This window comes from Altererythrobacter lutimaris (assembly GCF_013371495.1).
Classification (GTDB): Bacteria; Pseudomonadota; Alphaproteobacteria; order Sphingomonadales; family Sphingomonadaceae; genus Erythrobacter; species Erythrobacter lutimaris_A.
Genome location: NZ_JABWTA010000001.1, coordinates 2,868,035 through 2,889,064, shown reverse-complemented (window position 1 = coordinate 2,889,064; position 21,030 = coordinate 2,868,035). Strand labels below are relative to the sequence as shown.

18 protein-coding genes and 1 pseudogene are annotated in these 21,030 nt (G+C 56.2%); 6 read left to right on the top strand and 13 right to left on the bottom strand.

Going from position 1 to position 21,030, the window contains the following annotated elements; all coding sequences use genetic code 11:
* The first annotated feature begins 27 nt into the window (after nucleotides 1-27).
* A complete protein-coding gene (locus HUO12_RS14095; RefSeq protein WP_176274189.1) occupies nucleotides 28-2,619 on the top strand; it encodes a TonB-dependent receptor in 2,592 nt (863 codons plus the stop codon).
* A gap of 113 nt (nucleotides 2,620-2,732) precedes the next feature.
* On the opposite strand, the pseudogene HUO12_RS14720 reads toward HUO12_RS14095, so the two are convergent.
* Nucleotides 2,733-2,953 (bottom strand): annotated as a pseudogene (locus HUO12_RS14720) (IS6 family transposase); the annotation flags it as partial.
* 24 nt (nucleotides 2,954-2,977) lie between these two features.
* Nucleotides 2,978-3,766 carry an LPS export ABC transporter ATP-binding protein gene (lptB, locus tag HUO12_RS14090; protein WP_176274188.1) on the bottom strand — a complete coding sequence of 263 codons (789 nt, stop codon included), beginning with the start codon at nucleotides 3,764-3,766 and terminating at the stop codon, nucleotides 2,978-2,980.
* A gap of 157 nt (nucleotides 3,767-3,923) precedes the next feature.
* Here lptB and HUO12_RS14085 point away from each other — a divergent pair, with 157 nt between their 5' ends.
* Nucleotides 3,924-5,138: a bactofilin family protein gene (locus HUO12_RS14085; protein ID WP_176274187.1), complete on the top strand. Its 1,215-nt coding sequence runs from the start codon at nucleotides 3,924-3,926 to the stop codon at nucleotides 5,136-5,138.
* Here HUO12_RS14085 and HUO12_RS14080 read toward each other — a convergent pair.
* From HUO12_RS14080 to HUO12_RS14065, 4 genes are all read right to left on the bottom strand, one after another.
* The gene (locus HUO12_RS14080) at nucleotides 5,128-6,204 is read right to left on the bottom strand and encodes an NAD(P)-dependent alcohol dehydrogenase (protein WP_176274186.1); all 1,077 of its coding nucleotides are present in this window, start codon (nucleotides 6,202-6,204) and stop codon (nucleotides 5,128-5,130) included. The two genes, HUO12_RS14085 and HUO12_RS14080, sit on opposite strands and share 11 nt — an antisense overlap.
* Before the next feature lie 90 nt (nucleotides 6,205-6,294).
* Nucleotides 6,295-7,227: a 1-phosphofructokinase family hexose kinase gene (locus tag HUO12_RS14075; protein WP_176274185.1), complete on the bottom strand. Its 933-nt coding sequence runs from the start codon at nucleotides 7,225-7,227 to the stop codon at nucleotides 6,295-6,297.
* A gap of 2 nt (nucleotides 7,228-7,229) precedes the next feature.
* Nucleotides 7,230-9,611: a phosphoenolpyruvate synthase gene (ppsA, locus tag HUO12_RS14070; RefSeq protein ID WP_176274184.1), complete on the bottom strand. Its 2,382-nt coding sequence runs from the start codon at nucleotides 9,609-9,611 to the stop codon at nucleotides 7,230-7,232.
* 47 nt (nucleotides 9,612-9,658) lie between these two features.
* Nucleotides 9,659-10,099, bottom strand: coding sequence for a DUF2267 domain-containing protein (locus HUO12_RS14065; protein WP_176274183.1), 441 nt, complete (start codon nucleotides 10,097-10,099; stop codon nucleotides 9,659-9,661).
* 219 nt (nucleotides 10,100-10,318) lie between these two features.
* Between HUO12_RS14065 and HUO12_RS14060 the strand changes: the two genes are divergently transcribed.
* From HUO12_RS14060 to HUO12_RS14045, 4 genes are read left to right on the top strand one after another with little or no spacing between them, the layout of a single operon-like run.
* Nucleotides 10,319-11,341 carry a sodium:calcium antiporter gene (locus HUO12_RS14060; protein ID WP_176274182.1) on the top strand — a complete coding sequence of 341 codons (1,023 nt, stop codon included), beginning with the start codon at nucleotides 10,319-10,321 and terminating at the stop codon, nucleotides 11,339-11,341.
* Between the two features lie 59 nt (nucleotides 11,342-11,400).
* Nucleotides 11,401-12,141, top strand: a complete 741-nt coding sequence (locus HUO12_RS14055; RefSeq protein ID WP_176274181.1) for an ABC transporter ATP-binding protein — start codon at nucleotides 11,401-11,403, stop codon at nucleotides 12,139-12,141.
* The gene (locus tag HUO12_RS14050) at nucleotides 12,138-14,501 is read left to right on the top strand and encodes an ABC transporter permease (RefSeq protein ID WP_176274180.1); all 2,364 of its coding nucleotides are present in this window, start codon (nucleotides 12,138-12,140) and stop codon (nucleotides 14,499-14,501) included. Before HUO12_RS14055 ends, HUO12_RS14050 begins: the two co-directional genes overlap by 4 nt.
* Nucleotides 14,501-15,658, top strand: coding sequence for an efflux RND transporter periplasmic adaptor subunit (locus HUO12_RS14045; RefSeq protein WP_176274179.1), 1,158 nt, complete (start codon nucleotides 14,501-14,503; stop codon nucleotides 15,656-15,658). The genes HUO12_RS14050 and HUO12_RS14045 overlap by 1 nt, the downstream gene beginning before the upstream one ends.
* 2 nt (nucleotides 15,659-15,660) lie before the next feature.
* On the opposite strand, the gene HUO12_RS14040 is transcribed toward HUO12_RS14045, so the two are convergent.
* From HUO12_RS14040 to HUO12_RS14010, 7 genes are all read right to left on the bottom strand, one after another.
* Nucleotides 15,661-16,251, bottom strand: a complete 591-nt coding sequence (locus tag HUO12_RS14040; RefSeq protein ID WP_176274178.1) for a CC0125/CC1285 family lipoprotein — start codon at nucleotides 16,249-16,251, stop codon at nucleotides 15,661-15,663.
* A gap of 99 nt (nucleotides 16,252-16,350) precedes the next feature.
* Nucleotides 16,351-18,123: a SulP family inorganic anion transporter gene (locus tag HUO12_RS14035; RefSeq protein ID WP_332310421.1), complete on the bottom strand. Its 1,773-nt coding sequence runs from the start codon at nucleotides 18,121-18,123 to the stop codon at nucleotides 16,351-16,353.
* Nucleotides 18,124-18,131: 8 nt separating this feature from the next.
* Nucleotides 18,132-18,569, bottom strand: coding sequence for a DUF6691 family protein (locus HUO12_RS14030; RefSeq protein WP_176274177.1), 438 nt, complete (start codon nucleotides 18,567-18,569; stop codon nucleotides 18,132-18,134).
* Nucleotides 18,570-18,573: 4 nt separating this feature from the next.
* Nucleotides 18,574-19,011 carry a YeeE/YedE family protein gene (locus HUO12_RS14025; protein ID WP_176274176.1) on the bottom strand — a complete coding sequence of 146 codons (438 nt, stop codon included), beginning with the start codon at nucleotides 19,009-19,011 and terminating at the stop codon, nucleotides 18,574-18,576.
* Between the two features lie 15 nt (nucleotides 19,012-19,026).
* Nucleotides 19,027-19,956: an MBL fold metallo-hydrolase gene (locus HUO12_RS14020; RefSeq protein WP_232367412.1), complete on the bottom strand. Its 930-nt coding sequence runs from the start codon at nucleotides 19,954-19,956 to the stop codon at nucleotides 19,027-19,029.
* Nucleotides 19,957-20,027: 71 nt separating this feature from the next.
* Nucleotides 20,028-20,351 carry an ArsR/SmtB family transcription factor gene (locus HUO12_RS14015; RefSeq protein ID WP_217905206.1) on the bottom strand — a complete coding sequence of 108 codons (324 nt, stop codon included), beginning with the start codon at nucleotides 20,349-20,351 and terminating at the stop codon, nucleotides 20,028-20,030.
* Between the two features lie 171 nt (nucleotides 20,352-20,522).
* Nucleotides 20,523-21,026: an Hsp20/alpha crystallin family protein gene (locus tag HUO12_RS14010; RefSeq protein WP_176274173.1), complete on the bottom strand. Its 504-nt coding sequence runs from the start codon at nucleotides 21,024-21,026 to the stop codon at nucleotides 20,523-20,525.
* Nucleotides 21,027-21,030 lie beyond the last annotated feature (4 nt).

Genomic DNA, 21,030 nt, shown 5'->3' with positions numbered 1-21,030 from the left:
AAATCAAGGTTCTAAGGAGAAGACGCCATGATCAAACGCTCAAAATGGATTGCAGGATTATCTGCCAGCAGCAGTGCCCTCGCTTTGCTCGCTAGCCCGGCGGTCGCACAGGATGCCGAACAAGGCGAAGCAGCAGACGACGCCGGCGGCCTCAATGTCATCGTCGTCACCGCGCAAAAACGCGAAGAAAACCTGCAGGAAGTGCCTGCCGCAATTTCGGCGTTTTCTGCCGATGACCTGATCCAGCGCGGCGTTACTGAAACAAGCGACCTCATGGGCAGTCTGCCAAACCTGCAGGTGACCAGCGCTTATTCGGACACTCAGCCGAACTTCAGCCTTCGCGGCATCTCGGTTGCTAATGAATTCTCTGCCAGCACCGCCTCGCCAGTCGGAGTCTACGTGGATGAAGTTTATCAGAGCTTCCGTGCGAGCCACGGCCAGCAGCTCTATGACCTCGAACGGGTCGAAGTCCTTCGCGGTCCACAAGGAACGCTCTATGGCCGCAACACCACCGGCGGTGCTGTCAACTTCATCACACGTAAGCCGGATCTGTATGGCGCCAATGGCTATTTCACGGTCGGCTACGGCAATTTCGATACGCTCAAAACCGACGGGGCAGTGGAGTTGACGCTGGCCGAAGACGTCGCGGGCGTTCGCTTTGCGTTTACCCGCACCAAAGGCGACGGCTACACATTCAATCCGACGCTCAATCAGGATTTTGCAAATTCCGACAGCATCGGCGGCCGCCTCTCGTTTCGGTTCAAGCCGACCGACAGGATCGATATCAACATCAAGGGCTATTTCGCCGAAAACGATCCGCGCCAGGATATTCCTTATGGCATCGGCTATCTCGAAGGCCGGACCAATGCAGGCGGTTATTCACGGTTCGACCCGCGCCCTGAACTTGGCGGCCGGGTGCTTGCCGAAAACGAGATCCAGGCAGACACAGCTGGCGAATACTTCACTGAAAGCTACGGCGCATCGCTGACGATTGAAGCTGATCTCACCGACAATCTAACGCTCACATCGATCACTGGTTATGACGAAGGCAAGTACCGTTTGTCACCATTCGACTGCGACGGTTCGCCGATCGATATCTGTGCGATCCGCTACAACTCGCAAAGTGAGAACTTCAACCAGGATGTCCGCCTGACTTACGAATCTGATCGGCTGAGCCTGATCGGTGGGTTCTACTATGGCCGCGACAGCATCGACACGCAGAACGAGCCAGATTTCTTCGGTTTCCTGCGTCCACTGCTACTTGACGCTGGCGTCCCGGGCGATTTCTCCAACATCCCGATTGCCGTGGGCAATTCCTTGGGCACGTTGCCAGCCTTCGCGCTTGATCCGACGCTAACACCTGCGGACCCCGGTTTCTGTGATCCGGTGGTAGTCAATCCGGGCGGCTACTTCGATGCACGCAGCCTGATTGCCTTCAATGCCGATGTTGCCCTGACTAACACGGCAGCGGGGGTGGCTATCCAGGGCGCATGTGCGGCAGCGGGCGCTCCGCCCTTCGGCCCAATCCTAGCCGAGCAGCTATTCACCATTACCCGTCCCTCGACAGCGATCTATGGTGAGGCCGCTTACGATCTGACAGACAAGCTAACGGTTACCTTGGGGCTTCGCTACACTTGGGATGATGTGCGTTATGAAGATGCGCTGACCACGCTGTTTGGGCTTGATGGTGTCACGCCGATCGCCACACTCGTTCCGTACAGCTTCCCGTTCGATCCGAATGCCGAACCAGTCAATCAGGAGGAAAGCTCAGGCGAGTTTTCAGGCCGTATCGTCTTGGACTATGAGATCGCGCCGGACATCCTCACTTACGCGAGCTACAGCCGCGGCTACCGTTCCGGCACATACAATGGCCTCGCTTATCAGGACATCAGCCAGGTCTACTTCCTTGAGCCGGAAGAGGTGGATGCATTCGAGATCGGTCTGAAAAGCCGCTTCTTCGACAACCGCATTCAGCTCAACCTTGCCGGGTTTTATTACGACTACAAGAACCAGCAGATCGCCCAGATCATCGGGGCAACCTCATTCCTGCGCGCGGCCGACGGCCGTGTGTGGGGCGGTGAAGCAGAACTGGCGTTCCAGGTCAGCGACACTGTCCGCTTCGATGCAGCGCTGGGTTATCTCAACACCAAGTATACCGGAAACGAGATCGATCCGACCGATCCCTCGAGCCTGACGCTCAACATCAACGGCAATGACTTCCCGAATGCGCCTGAGTGGACCGGAAGCGCAGGCGTAGAGTGGACGGCCCTCGACACTGGTAAGCACCGTCTGCAATTGCGCGCCGACGCACAATATATGGGCAAGTATTTCTTCGACCCATTTGGCTCGTATGGTCAGGATCCTTGTGACCAGCCCGCCGCGCCATCGATCGTCTTGCTTGCAACGCCCGAGATCGCGTGCGGCAACCCCGACTATGTTCTGGTCAATGCGCGAGCCACCTATACGTTTGACGAGCAGTTCTCGGTAAGCCTGTGGGGCAAAAACCTCACGGACAAGTTCTACTACGTCTACGGCCTCAATTTGAACGCGTTCTATCAGGACTACTTCACACGCGGCGCCCCACGCACCTATGGGGTGGAGGCAACCTTCCGCTTCTGACCGCCCAACACAAAAGGCGCACTTTGACCGGGTTCATCTTGTTCCCGGTCAAGGGTAGCTGTGCTTCTTGAGCGCCTTTTCATGAATTTGAGCGCAGCCTTGTTGTCCCGCTATTTGGTAGCGTAGCTCTCAAGCATTTCGCTTTCACGAGCGACAGCGCGCCACAAATAGTGGGCCTCTCCGTTGATGTTCGCTACTCGGCGCTCCGGGTCACGAATATCTCGTCGAGGTGCTAGCACCACTGTCTAAACCCGCGCATCCGACTGATGCGCTGCCATTTGAAATCGGCGGCGAACATCGGACCAAACCTGTTCTACCAGAACCGGACCGTCTCGCGCGTCGTTAGCTCCTTCAATCATCAAGCGCCATGTTTGTCTGATAAGGCATCTCGCCCCAAGTAACGCGCGATCACGGTTTCGTCGTGAAGCAGCTGTTCCGGTGAACCTGAAAAGACGGTCGAGCCTTCGTCCAGAAGGTAAGCGCAATCAATGACCTCGACCATTTCGGGCACATTCTGATCCGTTATCAAAACACCGATCCCGCGGCGTTTGAAGTCCAAGATCATCTCCTTGATGCTCGCGATCGTAAGCGGATCGATCCCGGCAAAGGGTTCATCGAGCAAGATAAAGGCGGGGTCGAGCGCCAGAGCCCGCGCGACTTCGCAGCGACGCCTTTCCCCACCAGAAAGGGATGTGGCTGGCGCGTCTCGCAAATGCTCGATTCGAAGATCGGAGAGCAGCTCTTCCAATCGCTGGTCCCGCGCAGAAACATTTGGCTCTACGACTTCGAGCATAGATCTGATGTTGCCGGCGACAGTCAATCCTCGGAAGATCGATGGCTGTTCGGGGAGGTATCCCAGCCCCAACAAGGCCCGCCGATAGAAAGGAATGCGTGAAATATCGTGTCCATTGAGAGTGATGCGGCCCGCATCGCACTTCACAAGACCAAGAATGCAGTAGAATGTCACTGTCTTGCCAGCACCGTCGCGACCGAAGAGGCCAACCACTTGCCCCTGCTCGACCCGCAGAGAGACACCCTCAAGCACCTCCCGACGTCCGAATGCCTTGTAGATCTCAACCACCTCAAGGACTGACGACACAGCAGCGACCTCGGGACGGCGCGCGCTCAACTCATGGTCATAGTTCATTTCATTCGCTGCTTGATTTCAATCACTTGGTTGAGAGCAAAGCTTAGCTCTAACCGATCAGAGCATACCTCCGGTTATTTACGGATATTGGATCCGGACGCCCTCGCCCAGACTCCTCGCAGATTTAGCGCATGCGCTAAAACAGGAGGAATTCCCTATGCTTTTCGAAAAAGCCCGCAGTATCAGACAGCTTGCCGCTCCAGCCATGGTCGTCTTGGCAGCCCTCGCATTGCCTTCAAGCTCGATCGGACAAGATCAAGCAGACAGCTCAGCAATCAGTGTGGACGAGGAATTCGAATCTGAGATGGTATTCCTTTCTGGAGAAGAAATCGTCGCTTCTCAAAGGACGACGGATGATCTGTTTGCCGCTGGAGGCACTGTCGAAGCAAAGGGTGTAAGTGCGGATCATCTGTTCCTGACTGGAGGCGATATCACTGTATCAAACGCAGAGGTCCGCGATCTGATCGCAGCCGGCGGGGAAGTCCGGCTTAATGCCGCAAATGTAGCAGATGACCTGATCGCTGCTGGCGGTGAAGTCATAGCTGGTGAAGGCTTCGAAATTGGCGGCACAGCGATCGTTACTGGCGGTACAGTACGTTTCAATGCGCCAGTAGGCCAGGATTTACGGATCGGAGCGAACGAGATCTTCGTGGACTCAACTGTTGCGGGAACCTCGAGACTCTCTGGCAGCAAAATCGTAATTGGCCCCAACGCGCGGCTTCAAGGCGATCTCCTGTATCGCGGAGACGACCTCACAATTGACCCATCAGCAGTCATCGAAGGCGACCGCACTGAGCTTCCCGCTTGGGAAAGCTACAACCCGGAGGAGGCTGGCGCCGGACTTGGATCATTCTTTGTGTATTTCAGCCTGTCTATCCTGATCAGCTATTTCGTGATTGTCTCGTTGCTGGTCCTTGTGTTGCCCAGCTTGATGCAACGCACTTCGGACATGCTGCATGCCACGCCGCTCAGAGCGCTGGGTATTGGCGTACTTTACGCCTTTGTAGTGCCCGTCATGGGAATTCTGCTGGTCTGGACAGTTCTTGGCATCCCGCTTGCCATATTCCTCTTCTTGGCTTCGCTGGCTCTCACACCTCTAGCGGTGGCCGTAACGGCCTATTTCGTAGGTATGCTCGGCCGGAGGGTTGTCTCGAAGAGGTCAGATGCACCCCGAAACACTGCGGAGAGATTCATCTGGCCATTGGCAGGCGTCGCCATTCTGTTTGCGCTTTCCTTGATCCCGCTCTTGGGTTTGCTGGTCATGCTGTTCTCGATGCTGTTTGGTTTAGGCGCGCTGCTGCGTCAGGCAACCGGCGCGCTTACCGCTTTACCATCAGCTTCGGTTGACGCTCCGAGGCCCGCTACGGCCTGATCGCCACTTTCAGCACACCATCGCGTTGGTGCGAGAAAAGCTCATAAGCATCTTCGATCGAGTCGAGCGGATAGTGATGGGTAACCAATTGGCCTGCATCGACTCTGCCTAATGCAACCACATCCATGAGCCGACGCATGCGTTCTTTGCCGCCAGGGCAGAGCGTGGTGCGGATGGTATGATCGCCAAGGCCAGCCGCAAATGGCTCAAGCGGGATCGTGAGATCACCTGAATAGACACCGAGCGACGACAGCGTACCGCCAGGACGCAGCACACGCATCGCGCCTTCGAAGGTTGCCTGTAGGCCAAGCGCTTCGATTGCGACATCGACACCTCGCCCGTCGGTGATCTTGATGATCTCATCGACCGGGTCGACTTTGTTGAAGTCGACAACATGGGTCGCGCCCATCTTGCGCGCCATCTCCTGTCGTTCTGGTACAGTCTCGACGCCGATGATCGTTGTTGCACCCATCATGTACGCGCCAGCGGTTGCACAGAGCCCAATCGGCCCTTGCGCGAATACCGCTACGGTATCACCGATCTTGATCTTGCCCGATTCCGCACCGCTAAACCCGGTCGACATGATATCCGGGCACATCAGCACCTGCTCATCAGTCAGGCCATCGGGAACAGGAGCTAGGTTCGCCATGGCATCCGGGACAAGCAGGTATTCCGCTTGTGCTCCATCGATTGTATTGCCAAAGCGCCAGCCGCCAATCGCTTTGAAACCATGCTTGCCTTGCGCACCGCATTGCGCATGACAACCGCACAGTGACGCGTAAGATGTCCCTGCCGGCGTGATCGCGCCTGCGATAACACGTTGACCTTCTTCATACCCGGTGACAGCGGATCCAAGCTTCTCAATGACCCCCACTGGCTCATGGCCGATCGTCAGTCCCTTTTCGACGGGATACTCGCCTTTGAGTATGTGCACATCGGTTCCGCAGATCGTAGTGGTCGTGATGCGGATCAGCGCATCAAGAGGCCCGACATCAGGAATGGGCTTTTCACCCAGTATGATCCGACCCGGCTCTATAAAGATCGCAGCTTTCATGAGTTCAGCCATTGTCTTGCTCCATTGGTGAGTTTGCAGAGCAAGGATGCGACCTGGTCACAGCCGCGTAATTACGCAGATTGCCGTAGCAGTTTAGTGGCCTTAGTCAGACGCGGTCGAGCGCTGGTAAAGCTGCTCGATGTCGTGTGCTGTCGCGAGGCCAGTTCCGGAAGTGATCAAAGCCGCCGCACCACCTGCAATACCAAGCTTAAACGCGTCTTGATCGCTCATTCCTGACGCGAGACCAAAGACCATCGCAGCCACGCAGCTGTCCCCTGCCCCTACCGCACTCTTGGTCTTAACCGTTGGTGCTGCAAGGTATCTCACGCCGTCTTTGGTCGCCAGTACACCTCCACGTTCACCCATACTTACCGCTACCAGCCTTGCTGCGGCACATGCGGCGATTTGCTGTGCGGCGTCTCCGATCGCTTGGGTGTCGATGAGTTCTTCTCCGACCAATTGCTGGAATTCCTTGAGGTTCGGCTTGATAAGCTCAAGCCCGCCACCTTCAACGCCCGCTGCCAGCGCCTCACCCGAAGTGTCGAGCACAGTCCGAATGCCGTGTTTGTCAGCAATTGCCGCTGCCTGAGCGTAGAAGTTGGGCGGGACACCGCGCGGGAGCGAGCCGCTCATGACCAGATAGTCGCACTGGACTTTGCCGATCCGTTGAAGGCAGGCTTCCCATTCGTGCTGAGTAACTTCAGGTCCTGCGGGGACGATCCTGTATTCGCGCCCGCTCGCTTTCTCGCAGATCACCGTGCTGATGCGTGTTTCGCCTGATATGTCGACCTTCTCAAGCACCAATTGGTGCAGGTCCAATAGCGCGTCGAGAGCAATTCCCGTCGATCCGCCAGACAGGTAGATGCAACGCGCATTGCCTCCCATCCGCACGAAAACGCGCGCCACATTTAGCCCGCCTCCCCCAGGGTCCACTATTTGCGGAGGTGTGCGCACTTTGTCAGTGTGAACCAAGTGCTCGACTACATAGGCAATATCAATCGTGGGATTGAGCGTGAGTGTGGCGATATTCATCATCCTCAGCGAACTTTCTCGGCAGCAGCGACGTGTTCCTTCACTGCCACGAAGCTGTCCGGGGTCACTGAGATCGAATCGATCCCGCACTCGACCAAGAACTGTGCGAATTCAGGATGGTCACTTGGAGCCTGACCGCACAGCCCGACCGGGGTTCCTTCAGCGTGAGCTTCATTGATCACATGCTTGATCATCCATTTGACCGCTGGATCACGCGCATCAAAGCTCTCAGACAGAAGCTCGCAATCGCGATCAATTCCCAGCGTCAGCTGTGTGAGATCGTTGCTGCCGATGGAAAAGCCGTCAAATCGCTGAGCAAATTCGCGCGCCAGAACCACATTGCTGGGCACTTCGCACATTACCAGCACTTCAAGCCCCTCTGTGCCTCTTTCCAGCCCGTTTGCGCGCATTTCTGCCAGCACTTGATCGGCTTCGCCTGTGGTGCGGCAAAAGGGGATCATGACAGCAACATTAGTGAAACCCAAAACGCTGCGCAGACGGCGGATGGCCTGACATTCGAGTGCAAAGGCCTCGCGGAATAGCGGCGACACATATCGCGACGCCCCCCGGAATCCGAGCATCGGATTTGCTTCTTTCGGTTCGAATATCTTGCCCCCGATCAAGTCTGCATACTCATTCGATTTAAAGTCGCTGAAGCGGATGATGACTTTTTCAGGATATTGCATGGCGGCTATCCGAGCGAGCCCACGCGAAAGAGTGTCGATGAAGTACTCTTCAGGACTTTCGAACCCGCGCGTCATTTGCCTGATGATGACCCGCTCGCGAGGATCTGAGACACGCTGCGGTTCGAGCAATGCCATCGGATGGATCTTCACCTGGTTTGAAATCACAAACTCCATGCGCGTGAGCCCCACACCATTGGCGGGCAATTTCCACCATCGGTAGGCTGCGCTCGGATCAGCGAGGTTAAGCATGACCTTCGCTCGGGTATCGGGCAGGGCTGAGAGATCGATACTCTCTTCAAGGATTTCCGCAGTGCCTTCATGGACGAGGCCGCGATCGCCTTGGGTGCAATTGACTGTCACCTGCTCGCGATTGACTAGCTTGTCAGTCGCATCACCGCATCCAACAATGGCGGGTACGCCAAGTTCGCGGCTGACAATCGCTGCATGCGATGTTCTCCCTCCATGATCAGTGACGATCGCCGCCGCCCGCTTCATGACAGGCACCCAATCTGGGTCCGTCACGCCTGTGACCAGGACCGATCCATCGACAAAGCGCTCAATTTCATCAGCACCAGAGATAACGCAGACATGGCCCGTGGCGGCTCCTGAACCAATTGCTTGACCCGCAATCAGGGTGCGACCCGGGTTGAGCACGCTGGCTCTATGGAAGACATCTTCCTTTGTTCGTGCTTGTACGGTCTCTGGCCTTGCCTGAACTACGTAAAGCTGACCGTCCAAGCCATCTTTCGCCCATTCCATGTCCATCGCGCAGCCATAGTGCCCTTCAATGATCGCTCCCCAACGAGCCAGCTTAAGAATCTCCCCATCGTCAAGGACTGTATCCTGCCCATCGGCAAGGTCCGTGTCGATCCACCGCGTTCCGGTCCCACTTTCCGAATAGATCAGTTTTCGCTGTTTCCGCCCGCATTTCTTCTTAATGATGGGTACGAAAGCTTCGTCATCAAGCAACGGCTTGAAGACGTGATATTCGTCGGGTTCGACTACGCCTTGCACCACGCTTTCGCCCAATCCCCATGCCGCATTGATTAGCACGACCCGGTCAAAGCCAGTCTCAGTGTCGATCGAGAACATCACGCCTGCGCCGGCCTCGTCTGAACGGATCATGCGCTGGACACCGACTGAGAGAGCAACAGCTTCATGGGCGAAACCCTTCAGCTCGCGGTAAACGATAGCTCGGTCGGTGTAGAGTGAGGCAAAACAGCGTTTACACGCATCGAGCAGCGCTTCCTCTCCGCAGACATTGAGGAAGGTCTCTTGTTGCCCGGCAAAGCTGGCATCGGGCAAATCTTCTGCTGTGGCGCTGGAACGCACAGCAACACTGGTTGCTTGATCCCCGGCCCGCTCGTTCAGATCCCGATACGCTGCAAGGATTTCTCGAGCGATCTTTGGAGGCCAACCTCCACCAAGGATTGCGGCGCGGATCTTCGCACCAGTCTCAGCCAAAGTGGATTGACCGTGCTTATATTTAGACAACTCATCTGCAAGCAATTCATCCAAGGCGTTCGCGGACAGAAACTGGCGGAATGCCCGAGCTGTCGTAGCAAAACCTGGTGGTACTCGAATGCTTTTGCTGGCGAGCGTACTGATCATCTCGCCAAGGGAGGCGTTTTTGCCGCCCACAATCGCAACATCCTCGCGCGAGAGCGTTTCAAACCAGCGTATGTTTGTGTCAGCTTTCACAGACTTCCTGCCTCACTGATCTGTGGTTTTCCGCTTGTGCAGTGCCCCTATTGAGCCAATTCAGTCTCTGGCCACATTTCGCGGATACCGCGAGGTAGAGACCGAACTATCTTGTCGACCTGGCCGCGTGACAGATGGCGGTCCAGTACTCCGAATACGGCATGCACCGCATCGTGCGGATCGACCCCGCGACTGTCACGCAAACCGTCCGAGATCGATGCCAGAAATTCGTCGCCTCCGTGCTCTTGCTTAGGCAGGCCGGTTGGATCAAACCGCTCATAGAAAGCACCCCGTATGATCATTGGCAATTGCGCACCGAAATGTGCTGACAGCTCCAGCGGGAGATGGTCACGAAGATTTTGCAGTACGACTGACAGGACACGCCAGGCGAATGCCCGGTCCGGCCCAATCTCGGACTGAATTTCCTCCAGCCAGATAGCCGTTGTCTGCAACGACTTGTCGAAAAGCGGCAGGATTGTATTGCTCATGGCTCTCTCCAGAAATGACCTCGTCATACGAGGAAGGTCACAAAGCTAAGCGGGCTCGGCAAAGGCGTAACTACGCAATCCTCCGAAGGTGCGGAATTTCGACGCAGGCTCGACGTCGTGCCTCGGACATCTACGGATGTTTTCCAACGGTCAGACCGCCGAATGTGGCGCGATGAGCGAGTTTTCAGCACAAGGCACCGCCGCCTCGAAACCCTGCCGATGAGCATTCTTTGGGAAACAGCCTTCATATTTGTGTTGGCTGCGGCTGCTGTGTGGTGGGCAGGCACCCGGCTACCTGCTTATGTCGTGGCGCTCAGTGAAAAGACTGGCGTCGGTCAGGGCCTTGCGGGCATGCTCGTGCTCGGAGGGATCACTTCGCTGCCGGAGTTTGCGACGGGCACCACGGCGGCGGCAATCGGCGTACCGCTGCTCTCGTTAAACGACATCCTTGGAAGCGCGAGCTTGAACTTATTGCTGCTGGCTCTCGCTGACATGGCTCTAGGTGAAAAACCACTTACATCCGTGGTCGCGCGCCCGGTTACACTCATTCAAGGTGTGTTGGGCATGACCCTCTTTGCTCTGGTCGGCGCAGCCATCGGAATTGGCGGTGGCGATTGGGGTGGCCCGGCTAGCGCATGGTCGATTGCGATCTTTGGAGCCGTCGTGGTCGCGCTATTTGTCTCTGGACGCGCCGAACGGCGCCCCATGTGGCAGGTCGTCAACCCGCCCGACCTCGAAGTGGCGGAGGAGTCGCGCCGAAAGCAAATAACCGCAGGAAAACTGGCGCTGGTGCTTGCAGGGCTTGCCTCGATAATCCTGGTCGGAGGAGTGACCCTAGCCAATGCAGGCGAGACCATCGCTGAGGAAACCGGGCTAGGGACAGGCATTGTTGGTCTGCTGATCATCGCAGTAGCGACGTCGCTCCCAGAAGCGAGCGCCATCATTGGAGCTATGCGGCACAAAAGATACGAGCTGGCGATTGGCGAGATCTTCGGTTCGAACATGTTCAACCTAGCGATCATCCTTGCGATTGATCTGGTAGCGCCGGGTCAGGGTGTTATCGAACAAGCTGGTGGATTTGAAATCGCCGCCGCGATGCTGGCACTCGTCTTGACTGGCGTGTTCGTAATCGGTCTCATTGAGCGACGGGACCGCACCGTTCTACGGATGGGACAGGATTCCATCACAGCGATCCTGATCTATTTCAGTGGCGTCGCACTGCTCGTCTCGCTGGCTTCATGACATCGATACCTGCGGTATTTACGTAAGGCGTTGAATCTCGTCTCCGCTATTCTAATCCTATGCAGGTTCAAGCGGATCTCAGCAGCAAGCAATTGGAACGCAGCGCTTTTTCCGGGCGTGACCTGCGCAAGATCTACGTTACCGGCGAAACCGAAGTGCATGCGCTGCGCGGGGTCGACTTCGACATTTGTAAAGGCGAGATTCTTGTTCTCTTAGGACCATCGGGAAGCGGCAAGTCGACTTTGCTCAACATCGTTGGCGGATTGGACCGGCCAACGTCTGGAACTCTCCACTACGACGAGACTGAACTGACAGCGCTCGACGACCGGGATCTGACGCGTTTTCGGCGAGCACATATTGGCTTCATCTTCCAATTCTATAATCTCATCCCGAGCCTTACCGCGCAAGAGAATGTGCGGCTTGTCACGGACATCGCAACCAATCCGATGGACCCGGCTGATGCGCTTGCGCTGGTCGGCCTGGCTGAACGCAAGCACCACTATCCGGCCCAGCTGTCTGGCGGTGAGCAGCAACGCGTCGCTGTCGCACGCGCCATTGCGAAACAGCCCGGCGTTCTGCTCTGCGATGAGCCGACCGGCGCTCTCGACAGCCAGACCGGGGTGCGTGTCCTTGAGACGCTGGAAGCCGCCAACCGGGAACTGAACACCACGCTGTTGATCATCACGCACAATGCCGGGATCGCCGCTATGGCGGACCGTGTATTCCACTTCCTCGACGGCAATATCGCGCGCATTGAGACCAACTCCCACCGCATACATCCCTCGGAGATTACTTGGTGAATGCGCTCGACCTAAAACTGATGCGGGACTTGTGGCGGATGCGCGGTCAGGCGATTGCAATAGCGATTGTGCTGGCTGCCGCGTCAGCCACATTCATCCTGTCGATGGGAGTGCATCGCTCGCTGTTCGAAACGCGCGAGGCCTATTACTCGGAGAACAATTTCGGCGATGTCTTCGCCAATTTGACCCGCGCACCGCGCAGCGTGGTCGACCGGATCGCTGAGATTGAAGGGGTCCAGCAAGCGCAGGGATCAATCCTGCAATACGCGATCCTGGACATCCCAGATCGAGTCGAAGCGGTCAGAGCACTCTTACAATCTGTCGATGAGCGGGGGCGAAACCGGATCAACCTCGTGACGTTGAAGACAGGGCGGATGCCCACGTTGAACCAACCCGGCGAGGTCGTTGTCGACAATGCTTTTGCTGTGGCCAACAATGTCGGACCGGGCGATGAAGTGGATGCGATTATCTACGGGCGCAAGCAGCGCCTCAGGATTGTCGGGGTCGGGTTTGCTCCAAATTACGTCAATGCCTTGGCACCAGGCGATCTCGTGCCCGATGATACACGTTTCGGCGTATTCTGGATGGGCGAAGAGGCGCTTGAGGCCGCGACCGATCGAACCGAGGCCATCAACGCACTCTCAGTCAAGCTGCAGCGCGGTACATCAGAAGCAGACGTAATCCGCACGATCGACCGCATCCTCGAGCCCTATGGAGGAACGGGTGCATATGGGCGCGAGGATCATCCAAGCCATATCTTTCTTGATAGCGAGCTCGACCAGCTTGAAGCGATGGTCACTATCTTTCCTCCGGTATTTCTGCTCGTGGCGACATTTCTGGTTTATGTTGTGCTGGGCCGGATGATCCGCACACAGCGTTCGTTGATTGGCCTGTTCAAAGCGTTTGGATATTCAGATGCTGCGATTGCAGGGCATTACCTCAAATTCGCGATCGCCATTGCACTTCTCGCGACTGTCCTTGGCGCGATATCAGGCGTTTGGATGGCACGATCTTTAACAGAGCTTTACGCGCGGTATTATCACTTCCCGATCCTACGCTTCAATTTCGCACCGAGTGTCTTCTTTGGTGCCGGAGCGCTGGCAATGGCTTCGGCAGCGGTTGGCGCGATCAGCGGAGTCTGGTCCGCCGCGCGTCTGACCCCGGCAGTCGCCATGTCTCCTCCTCCGCCTCCAGTATATCGGGCTGGCGCTGTTGAGAGGTTGGGACAACGTGCGGGCTTCACTGCAATCGGTCATATGATTGTGCGTCACATTGCGCGATGGCCCGCGCGATCGGCGATGACTGTGGGCGGGGTTGCGCTGGCGATGGGGCTACTTTTCTCGACCTTGCAATTCATCGATTCCAGCGAGTTCATGCTCGAATCCTACTTCTACCGCTCGCAGCAGCAGGACATCTCAGTCACATTCACTGAGGCGCGAAATGAAGATGTTCTGTTCGAACTCGCGCAAATGCCTGGCGTTCTGCGGGTTGAACCAGTTCGCGGCCTGAGCGTCGAAATGAGCCACGAAAACCGCCTGGAACGCACTGCACTTGAAGCCATCCCGCCAGACGCAAAGCTGACTGCACGGATCGACCAGGACGGAAATGCGATCGCAATGCCGCCTGGGGGGCTCATGCTAAGCCGACAGCTTGCCAATCAGCTTGAGGTAGAGGCAGGGGACAGCGTTCATGTGAAGATGCTCGGCGGGAGGCGCACTGAAACGATGCTCCCGGTCGGAGCGATGGTTGATGAATTCATCGGCGCACGCGCCTACGCCACCGACGAAACAATCAGCAATCTTGCCCGTGACGGCGCACCTGTTGGGGCTTCCCTGTTGCTGATCGATACGGAAGCGCGAGAAGCCATACTGACTGACTTGAAGACGATGCCGGCAGTACTCAGCATCGGCGATCGCGATCTCGAAATGGCGCGGTTCCAAGAGATGATTGATGACAACATCAATACGATGATTTTCTTCTACATCGCGTTTGCATCCGCCATCGCGGTAGGAGTGATTTACAATAGCGCACGCATTCTATTTTCTGAGCGGGCGCACGAACTGGCCACCCTGCGTGTGTTGGGATACCATCGGCTGGAAGTCGCAGTGGTTCTGATCGGCGAAGTCGCTCTGCTGGTGATCATATCAGTACCCGTGGGGCTGTTCACAGGATACTGGCTCGCGCAACTCATGCTGCGCATGTTTGGTTCAGACTTGTTCCGCCTGCCCTTTGCCCCGGCCAACGCCACCTACGCCGAATCGGCGATCGTTGTGCTTATCGCAGCGATGCTGACAGCCATTGTGGTGGCAAGGCGAGTGATGAGATTGGACATGGTCCGAGTATTGAAGGCACGCGACTGATGAAAGAACGACTAATACGCTGGCGCTGGGCCATTCTGATAATGCTCTTGCTGATCGCTGGACTGATTTACTCCCTGTGGCCTGAGGCCCTAGCCGTCGATACGGGTACAGTCTCGCGCGGCGAGATGAGCGTTGGCATCACAGATGACGGAGTGACCCGCGCAGCCGAGTATTATGTCGTCTCTGCACCGGTTACAGGATATCTTTCACGTATCGAACTAGAGCCGGGCGACACAGTTGCGCGCGGCGCGCTCATCACACATATGACCGGGCGCCCTTCAAGTCCTCTTGATCAGCGTAGCCGCGATGAAATGCGCGGGGCTCTGGCCGCCGCCAGAGCCGCAGCCACTGGAGCGACAGCAGCCTACAATCAATCACAGCGCGATCTGGTACGCGCAGAGGAGCTTTCGGAGCGCGGATTTCTGGCTCGCTCGCAGCTAGAAGCTGCCCGCACACGCGTTGCAACTGACCTCTCGGCCCAGCAGCAAGCACGTGCTGAGGTTGCCCGATTGCAAGCGATGCTTGCGAACCCTAGCGGAGAAGGAAGCGGCGGCACTGTTTCGGTTCGTGCTCCTGCGGCCGGTGAAGTCCTTTCAGTCATCAACGAAAGCGAAGGCGTTATCTTGGAAGGCACGGCGCTAGTCACCGTAGGCAATCCCGATACCATCGAAATCGTGGTCGATCTGCTCTCGCGAGAAGCGGTGAGAGTTAAGCCTGGCGACCTGGTCGAAATCACGCAATGGGGGGGGGCGGACGCGTTGATCGGCACTGTAGAGCGCGTCGAACCCTTCGGTCAGCTGAAGATTTCAGCACTCGGCATCGAAGAGCAGCGCGTCAATGTGATCGTTGGATTGGATTCCGCTTCTTCCTTAGATGGAGCACGGCTCGGCCATGGGTATCAGCTCGATGCGACAATCGAGCTGTGGCGAGAGGACGAAGCTTTGAGGCTGCCAATCGGATCGTTATTTCGGGGGCCGGGTGGCGGATGGCAAGTCTTTGCTGTTGAGAATGGGCGCGCTCGTGTAACGCCGGTTGAGCTTGGCCAATTCAATGATGAGCATGCGCAGCTGCTCGGCGGATTGGATGAGGACGCAACGGTTATAATCAATCCGGGTAGCAATATTGAAGATGGTATGCGCGTGACACCCCGCGATTGAACTTAATTTGTCGGATACTCTATTTGTTGTGCCAGCCGATCGCGCACTTCACGCGCATCGAAACTGCGCAAGTTTCCATTAGGCCTCTCGCCCTTGCCCAGCATGATATCCGCGCTTGCCTCGAAGCGTTCGATGGTCCGGATATTGTACCGATCAGCCCAGAATGGATCGCCGTAATAGGGATACCAATGATACCATCCCCTGCCATTGCGATAGTAGCGCCAATATGGGCGCCAATAGGTGTGATAGGGGGAATGCCACGGATCATAGAGTGGATCGCGCCGAACCTGCCGTTCAATCTGGTGCTCAACCTCACGATCTTGAATAATGAAATAGTCGTAGCCCTTAAGCAGAGTCAGCTCAGCCGCGCGAAAGAGCAAATAGCTTTCTACCCGTTCGCGCGATGCCAGGCGATTTCCTGCAAAGCTCACGCGGTAATGCGTTTCATCGATCCGGATGTCCGAATAACCACCTGAAACGCGGCTGCCTGCGCTCAGGGGTTGATAAGGCGTGCTAGTAGTCGCGCAGCCAGTTGTCACGAGAATGATCGCACCGGTGGCGGCAAGTGCAATTTGGCGTGTCTTCGAAAGCATGGGGCTTGCTCCTCTCATCCTGCAAAGCAGGGGAGGAGATTGCTGAGATTAGAGATAGGAGACTATAGGTAAATCTCCGATCACAGGCTTGCGACGCGACTAGATCAATCCACGTGCATGCCAGTGATCCTCTCCCTGCGGATCAGCATCTGTCAACTGGATGACATGCGCAATCGCCTTGTCATGAGAGAGAAAGACCTTTCCGTGGAGCTCCTCAAGAATGTCGGTTTGCTTGAGCTTATCCATCACCGGCCCTTTCACTTCAGACAAATGCAGGCTGATCCCGGCATCGGCCAGCCGGTGATTGATTGCTTCAAGGCTTTCCAGTCCAGAGGCATCAATCGAATTCACACCAGAACACAGCAACACGACGTCTTGCAACTCGGGCCTCTCAGCCATGCGTTCGAGCGCATATTCCTCGAGCCAGCGTGCATTGAGAAACGTCAGGCTCTCATCAATCCTGATCGAGAGGATATGCGGCCATGTGATAACCTCATGGCGCTCGATATTGCGATAATGCTCAGTTCCAGCGACACGTCCGACAACAGCAGCATGAGGTCTCGAAGCTTTCCAAAGATAAAGAATGAGTCCTGTCGAAACGCCCACGATTACCCCGATCTCGACCCCCATCGCCAAGGTCATTGCAATAGTCGCAATGTGAGCGGAGAAGTCAGCTTTCGAGTACCGCCAGAGGCGCAGCGGGGTTTTGCGGTCGATCAGGCTGAGGACCGCTACAATTATTGTCGCGGCAAGAGTCGCCACAGGCAGTGAAAACAGAAGCGGCGTCAGGAAGATAGACGCAAATGCTATACCTACGGCCGTGTAAGCTCCGGCTGCTGGTGTGCGCGCACCGGCATCGAAATTCACCACAGAACGTGCGAACCCGCCAGTAACAGGATATCCACCTGAGAAAGCTGATGCGATGTTGCTGGCACCGAGGCCGACCAGTTCTTGATCCGGCGAAATGCGCTGGCGGCGCTTTGCTGCAAGTGTCTGCGCAACCGAGACACTTTCGACAAACCCGATGATCGAAATCAGCAAGGCGGGCAGCCAGAGCTGGCTCCATAAACCCAAATTGATTTCTGGCATTGCAAACGGCGGAAGACCTCTTGGTATGGCTCCCACTACTGCAACGCCACGTTCGTTGAGTGAGCCTACCATTACCGCGAGGATTGCAGCGGCGACTGCCAGGATCGGCCCGGCTTTAGCGAGGATGTCCGCCAACCCCGGTCGCAAGCCAAACTGCATCAACAACGGCCTTGCGCCTTTGCGTACCCAGTACAAGAATGCGAGGCTCGCAAGACCAATGGCAAGCGTGGGGATATTGAATGTGCCGATATTCGCAGCGAGCCTCCGCAGGAGTTCCGGCATGGTATCCCCTCCTCCGGGGATTCCGAGAATATGTCTGAATTGACTGGTCGCGATCAACACGCCGCTCGCAGTGATGAACCCTGAAATGACCGGGTGCGACAACAGATTGGCAAGGAATCCGGCGCGCACGAACCCAAGGATCGCGAGCATGATGCCAGAAAGCATCGCCAGCGCTATTGCCGCTTCCAAGTATTCTGCCGTTCCCTGCGAAGCGACACTTCCAGCAGCTGACGCCGTCATCAGGGAGATTACAGCGACCGGCCCAACCGCAAGAGTGCGGCTTGTCCCAAGCAAGGCATAAGCGACAAGTGGCAGGATGGATGCGTAGAGGCCGACTACCGGCGGCAGACCTGCTAGCAAAGCATAGGCAAGACTTTGCGGGATCAGCATGATAGTGACAATCACGGCCGCCATCATGTCGCTTCCCAGTGCGCCTCTATCGTACCGGCGCCCCCAATCGAGGATTGGCAGATACTGCGCCAGTCTCAACTGTTTCGCCACTTGAGCCGTCAGGCCATCGAATGCCGACGCTGGAATAGATCAGTCGACAAACGATGCAGCCACATTCCAACCAGCATCGCGATGACGAAGACAACCGGTTGCCAATCGCCAAACACCAGTCCAGCAATGGCTGGCCCAGGACAATATCCCACCAGCCCCCAGCCAGCGCCAAAGATTGCCGCTCCGCCAATCAGCTGGCGGTCGATAATCCGGTTCTCTGGAACAAAGAACCGGTTGTCGAGCAAAGGCTGCCGCAATCTGTTGGAGACAAAATAGGCGATTGCAGATGGGACAATTGCTCCGCCCATGACAAAGGCAAGCGCCGGATCCCAAGCTCCGAATATATCCAGAAAATGGAGAACACGAGCTGGGTTTACCATATCGGACAGAGCTAGACCCGCACCGAAGAGGACGCCTGTCAGGAGTGCGATCAAATTCCGCGGCATGGTTCTAGCCTCCAACGAACAGATATTTCGACATGGAAACGATGATAGCGGTCAACATGAATGCTATCGTGGCGGCAATCGATCGGGGCGAAAGCCGTGATACGCCGCAGACGCCGTGGCCACTGGTACAACCATTGCCCATTCGGGTACCGTATCCCACCAATAAGCCGGCAATTATGATCAGCGGGACGGAAGATGTGACAGCAATGTCCGGCGATCGGACCCAGAGTCCGACAATCAAAGTGCCGACGGGCAGGCCCAGGATAAAGGCGAGAGCCTGAGCGCGAGGAATACCCGTCTCTGCGATACCAGTCGCTCGTGCAACCATGCCGCTAATCCCGGCGATGCGTCCCGAAAAGACAAGCAGCAGTGCTGCAGCAAGTCCAATGAGCAAGCCGCCTCTCAAGGCGATCAGCGGATCAAGCGGTGCAGGTGGCGGCATTGTTTGGGTCTCCTCTTAGAAACTGTTGAGCGGCAGCTTCAGATAGCGCGTGCCATTGGACTCAGGCTCAGGCAGGTGGCCAGCGCGCATATTGACTTGGATAGAAGGCAAGATGAGGCGCGGCATGCCCAGCGTCTTGTCTCGAGCAGTCCTCATGGCAACAAACTCATCTTCGCTAACGCCGTCATGTGCATGTACGTTCGCGCTACGCTGCGCGCCAATGGTAGTCTCCCAGACGAATTGGTCGCGCCCGGGTGCTTTATAGTCATGGCACAGGAAGACACGGGTTTCGTCAGGAAACTCCATCAAACGACGAATTGACCGAAACAAAGTACGCGCATCACCGCCCGGAAAATCGGCACGCGCTGTTCCGTAATCAGGCATGAACATCGTATCTCCGACAAACAAAGCATCACCGATAATATAAGCCATGTCCGCAGGGGTGTGTCCGGGCACGTGCAGCGCGGCGATCTGCAACTTGCCAAGCGTAAATACCTCACCGTCTTCTATCAAATGATCGAATTGAGAGCCGTCGCGAGCGAAACCAGTGCCTTCATTGAAGACTTTTCCAAACACCTCTTGGACAGTGAGAATCTCGCGCCCTATCCCGATTTTGCCGCCTAACTCGTCTTGCAAATAGGGCGCAGCAGACAGGTGATCAGCATGGGCATGAGTTTCGAGAATATAGTCAATTTCAATCTCAGCATCGCGAACGTAATTTGCGATTTGATCGGCAGATTCCGTCGAAGTCCGGCCTGATGGCTGATCAAAATCGAGTACAGAGTCGATAATCGCCCCGCGGTTGGTCGCTGGATCATGAACAACATAGGATGCCGTGTAGGTAGGCTCGTGAAAGAAGCCCTTCACGATTGGTGCCTGTCGATCAGTATCAAGTGTCTGCCGAACCAACTCAGTGGCTTGTTTGATATTTGAATCCAGCTTCATTTTCATTGGCTTCCAAACGCATTCAGAGATTGTGGGCTAAGGCAGATGTCGTTCGCGATACGGATTGATCCTTATCCATCGGACCTCTGTCCGTGACTGCAGAAGAGTTCATGTAGAGTCTCAAGCAAGCGTGCAGCGCGCGGGTCCGCGATGTGATAGAAAAGTGTCTGAGCTTCGCGACGAAAGGTCACCAGTCCTTGATCGCGCAGCTTGGCAAGGTGCTGAGAAAGCGCGGATTGACTGATACCGACGCGCGTCACCAATTGCCCCACAGAAAGCTCCTCGGCTTCAACCAAATGGCAGAGGATCATCAAGCGAGGTCGGTTGGACAATGCACGCAAGAAGTCAGCCGCTTCGCTCGCATTCGCGCGCATGTCATCTAGTTCGAGTGTCATAGCAATCATAGTATATTAATTATATCTAATTTAGCAAAGCCTAATAGAAGTTGTTGGTGGTTGCAGAGCATTTTCGAACACCTGACCCACACAGAGAGAAGGCCACCCCTCACAGTTACTCCACCGTGAGGAATGGCCTTCGAGATGGCTGCAGCTCGTTGCCATCCAGAATCAAGCTTTGGTTGAGATCTCGATCTTGCGTACGCCTTCGGTCACACCCTGGCTTCGCGGGATCATGATTGAAATCACGCCGTTTTCGGAAGTCGCGGTGATCTCATCGACTAAGCTATCCTTGGGTAGCGAAACTCTGCGTTCGAACGCCACGTAGCTGCGCTCGGATATGGTGTAGTCGCGCTCCTTTTCCTCGCGTTCGTCCTTCTTCTCGCCTTTGAGAACAAGCATGTCTCCTTCGACGGAAATGTCGACATTGTCGTGAGAGACACCCGGCAACTCCACGGCAAGGTGGTATTTCGCGTCAGTCTCCTTCATTTCCAGCGCAGGCATCGGCAGCGATGCGAGATAGCGAATACCAAGATTGCTGGCGGGAAAACGTGGCGGGAATTCGTCAAACATCCGATCAACTTCGCCGCGCAAACGACTGAAGGGTTCACGCAGGTAGTCCGACAGTGCAGTTTGTTCGCGTGGCTTCGTAGCGATAAGCGTTTCGTCAGCCATTGCT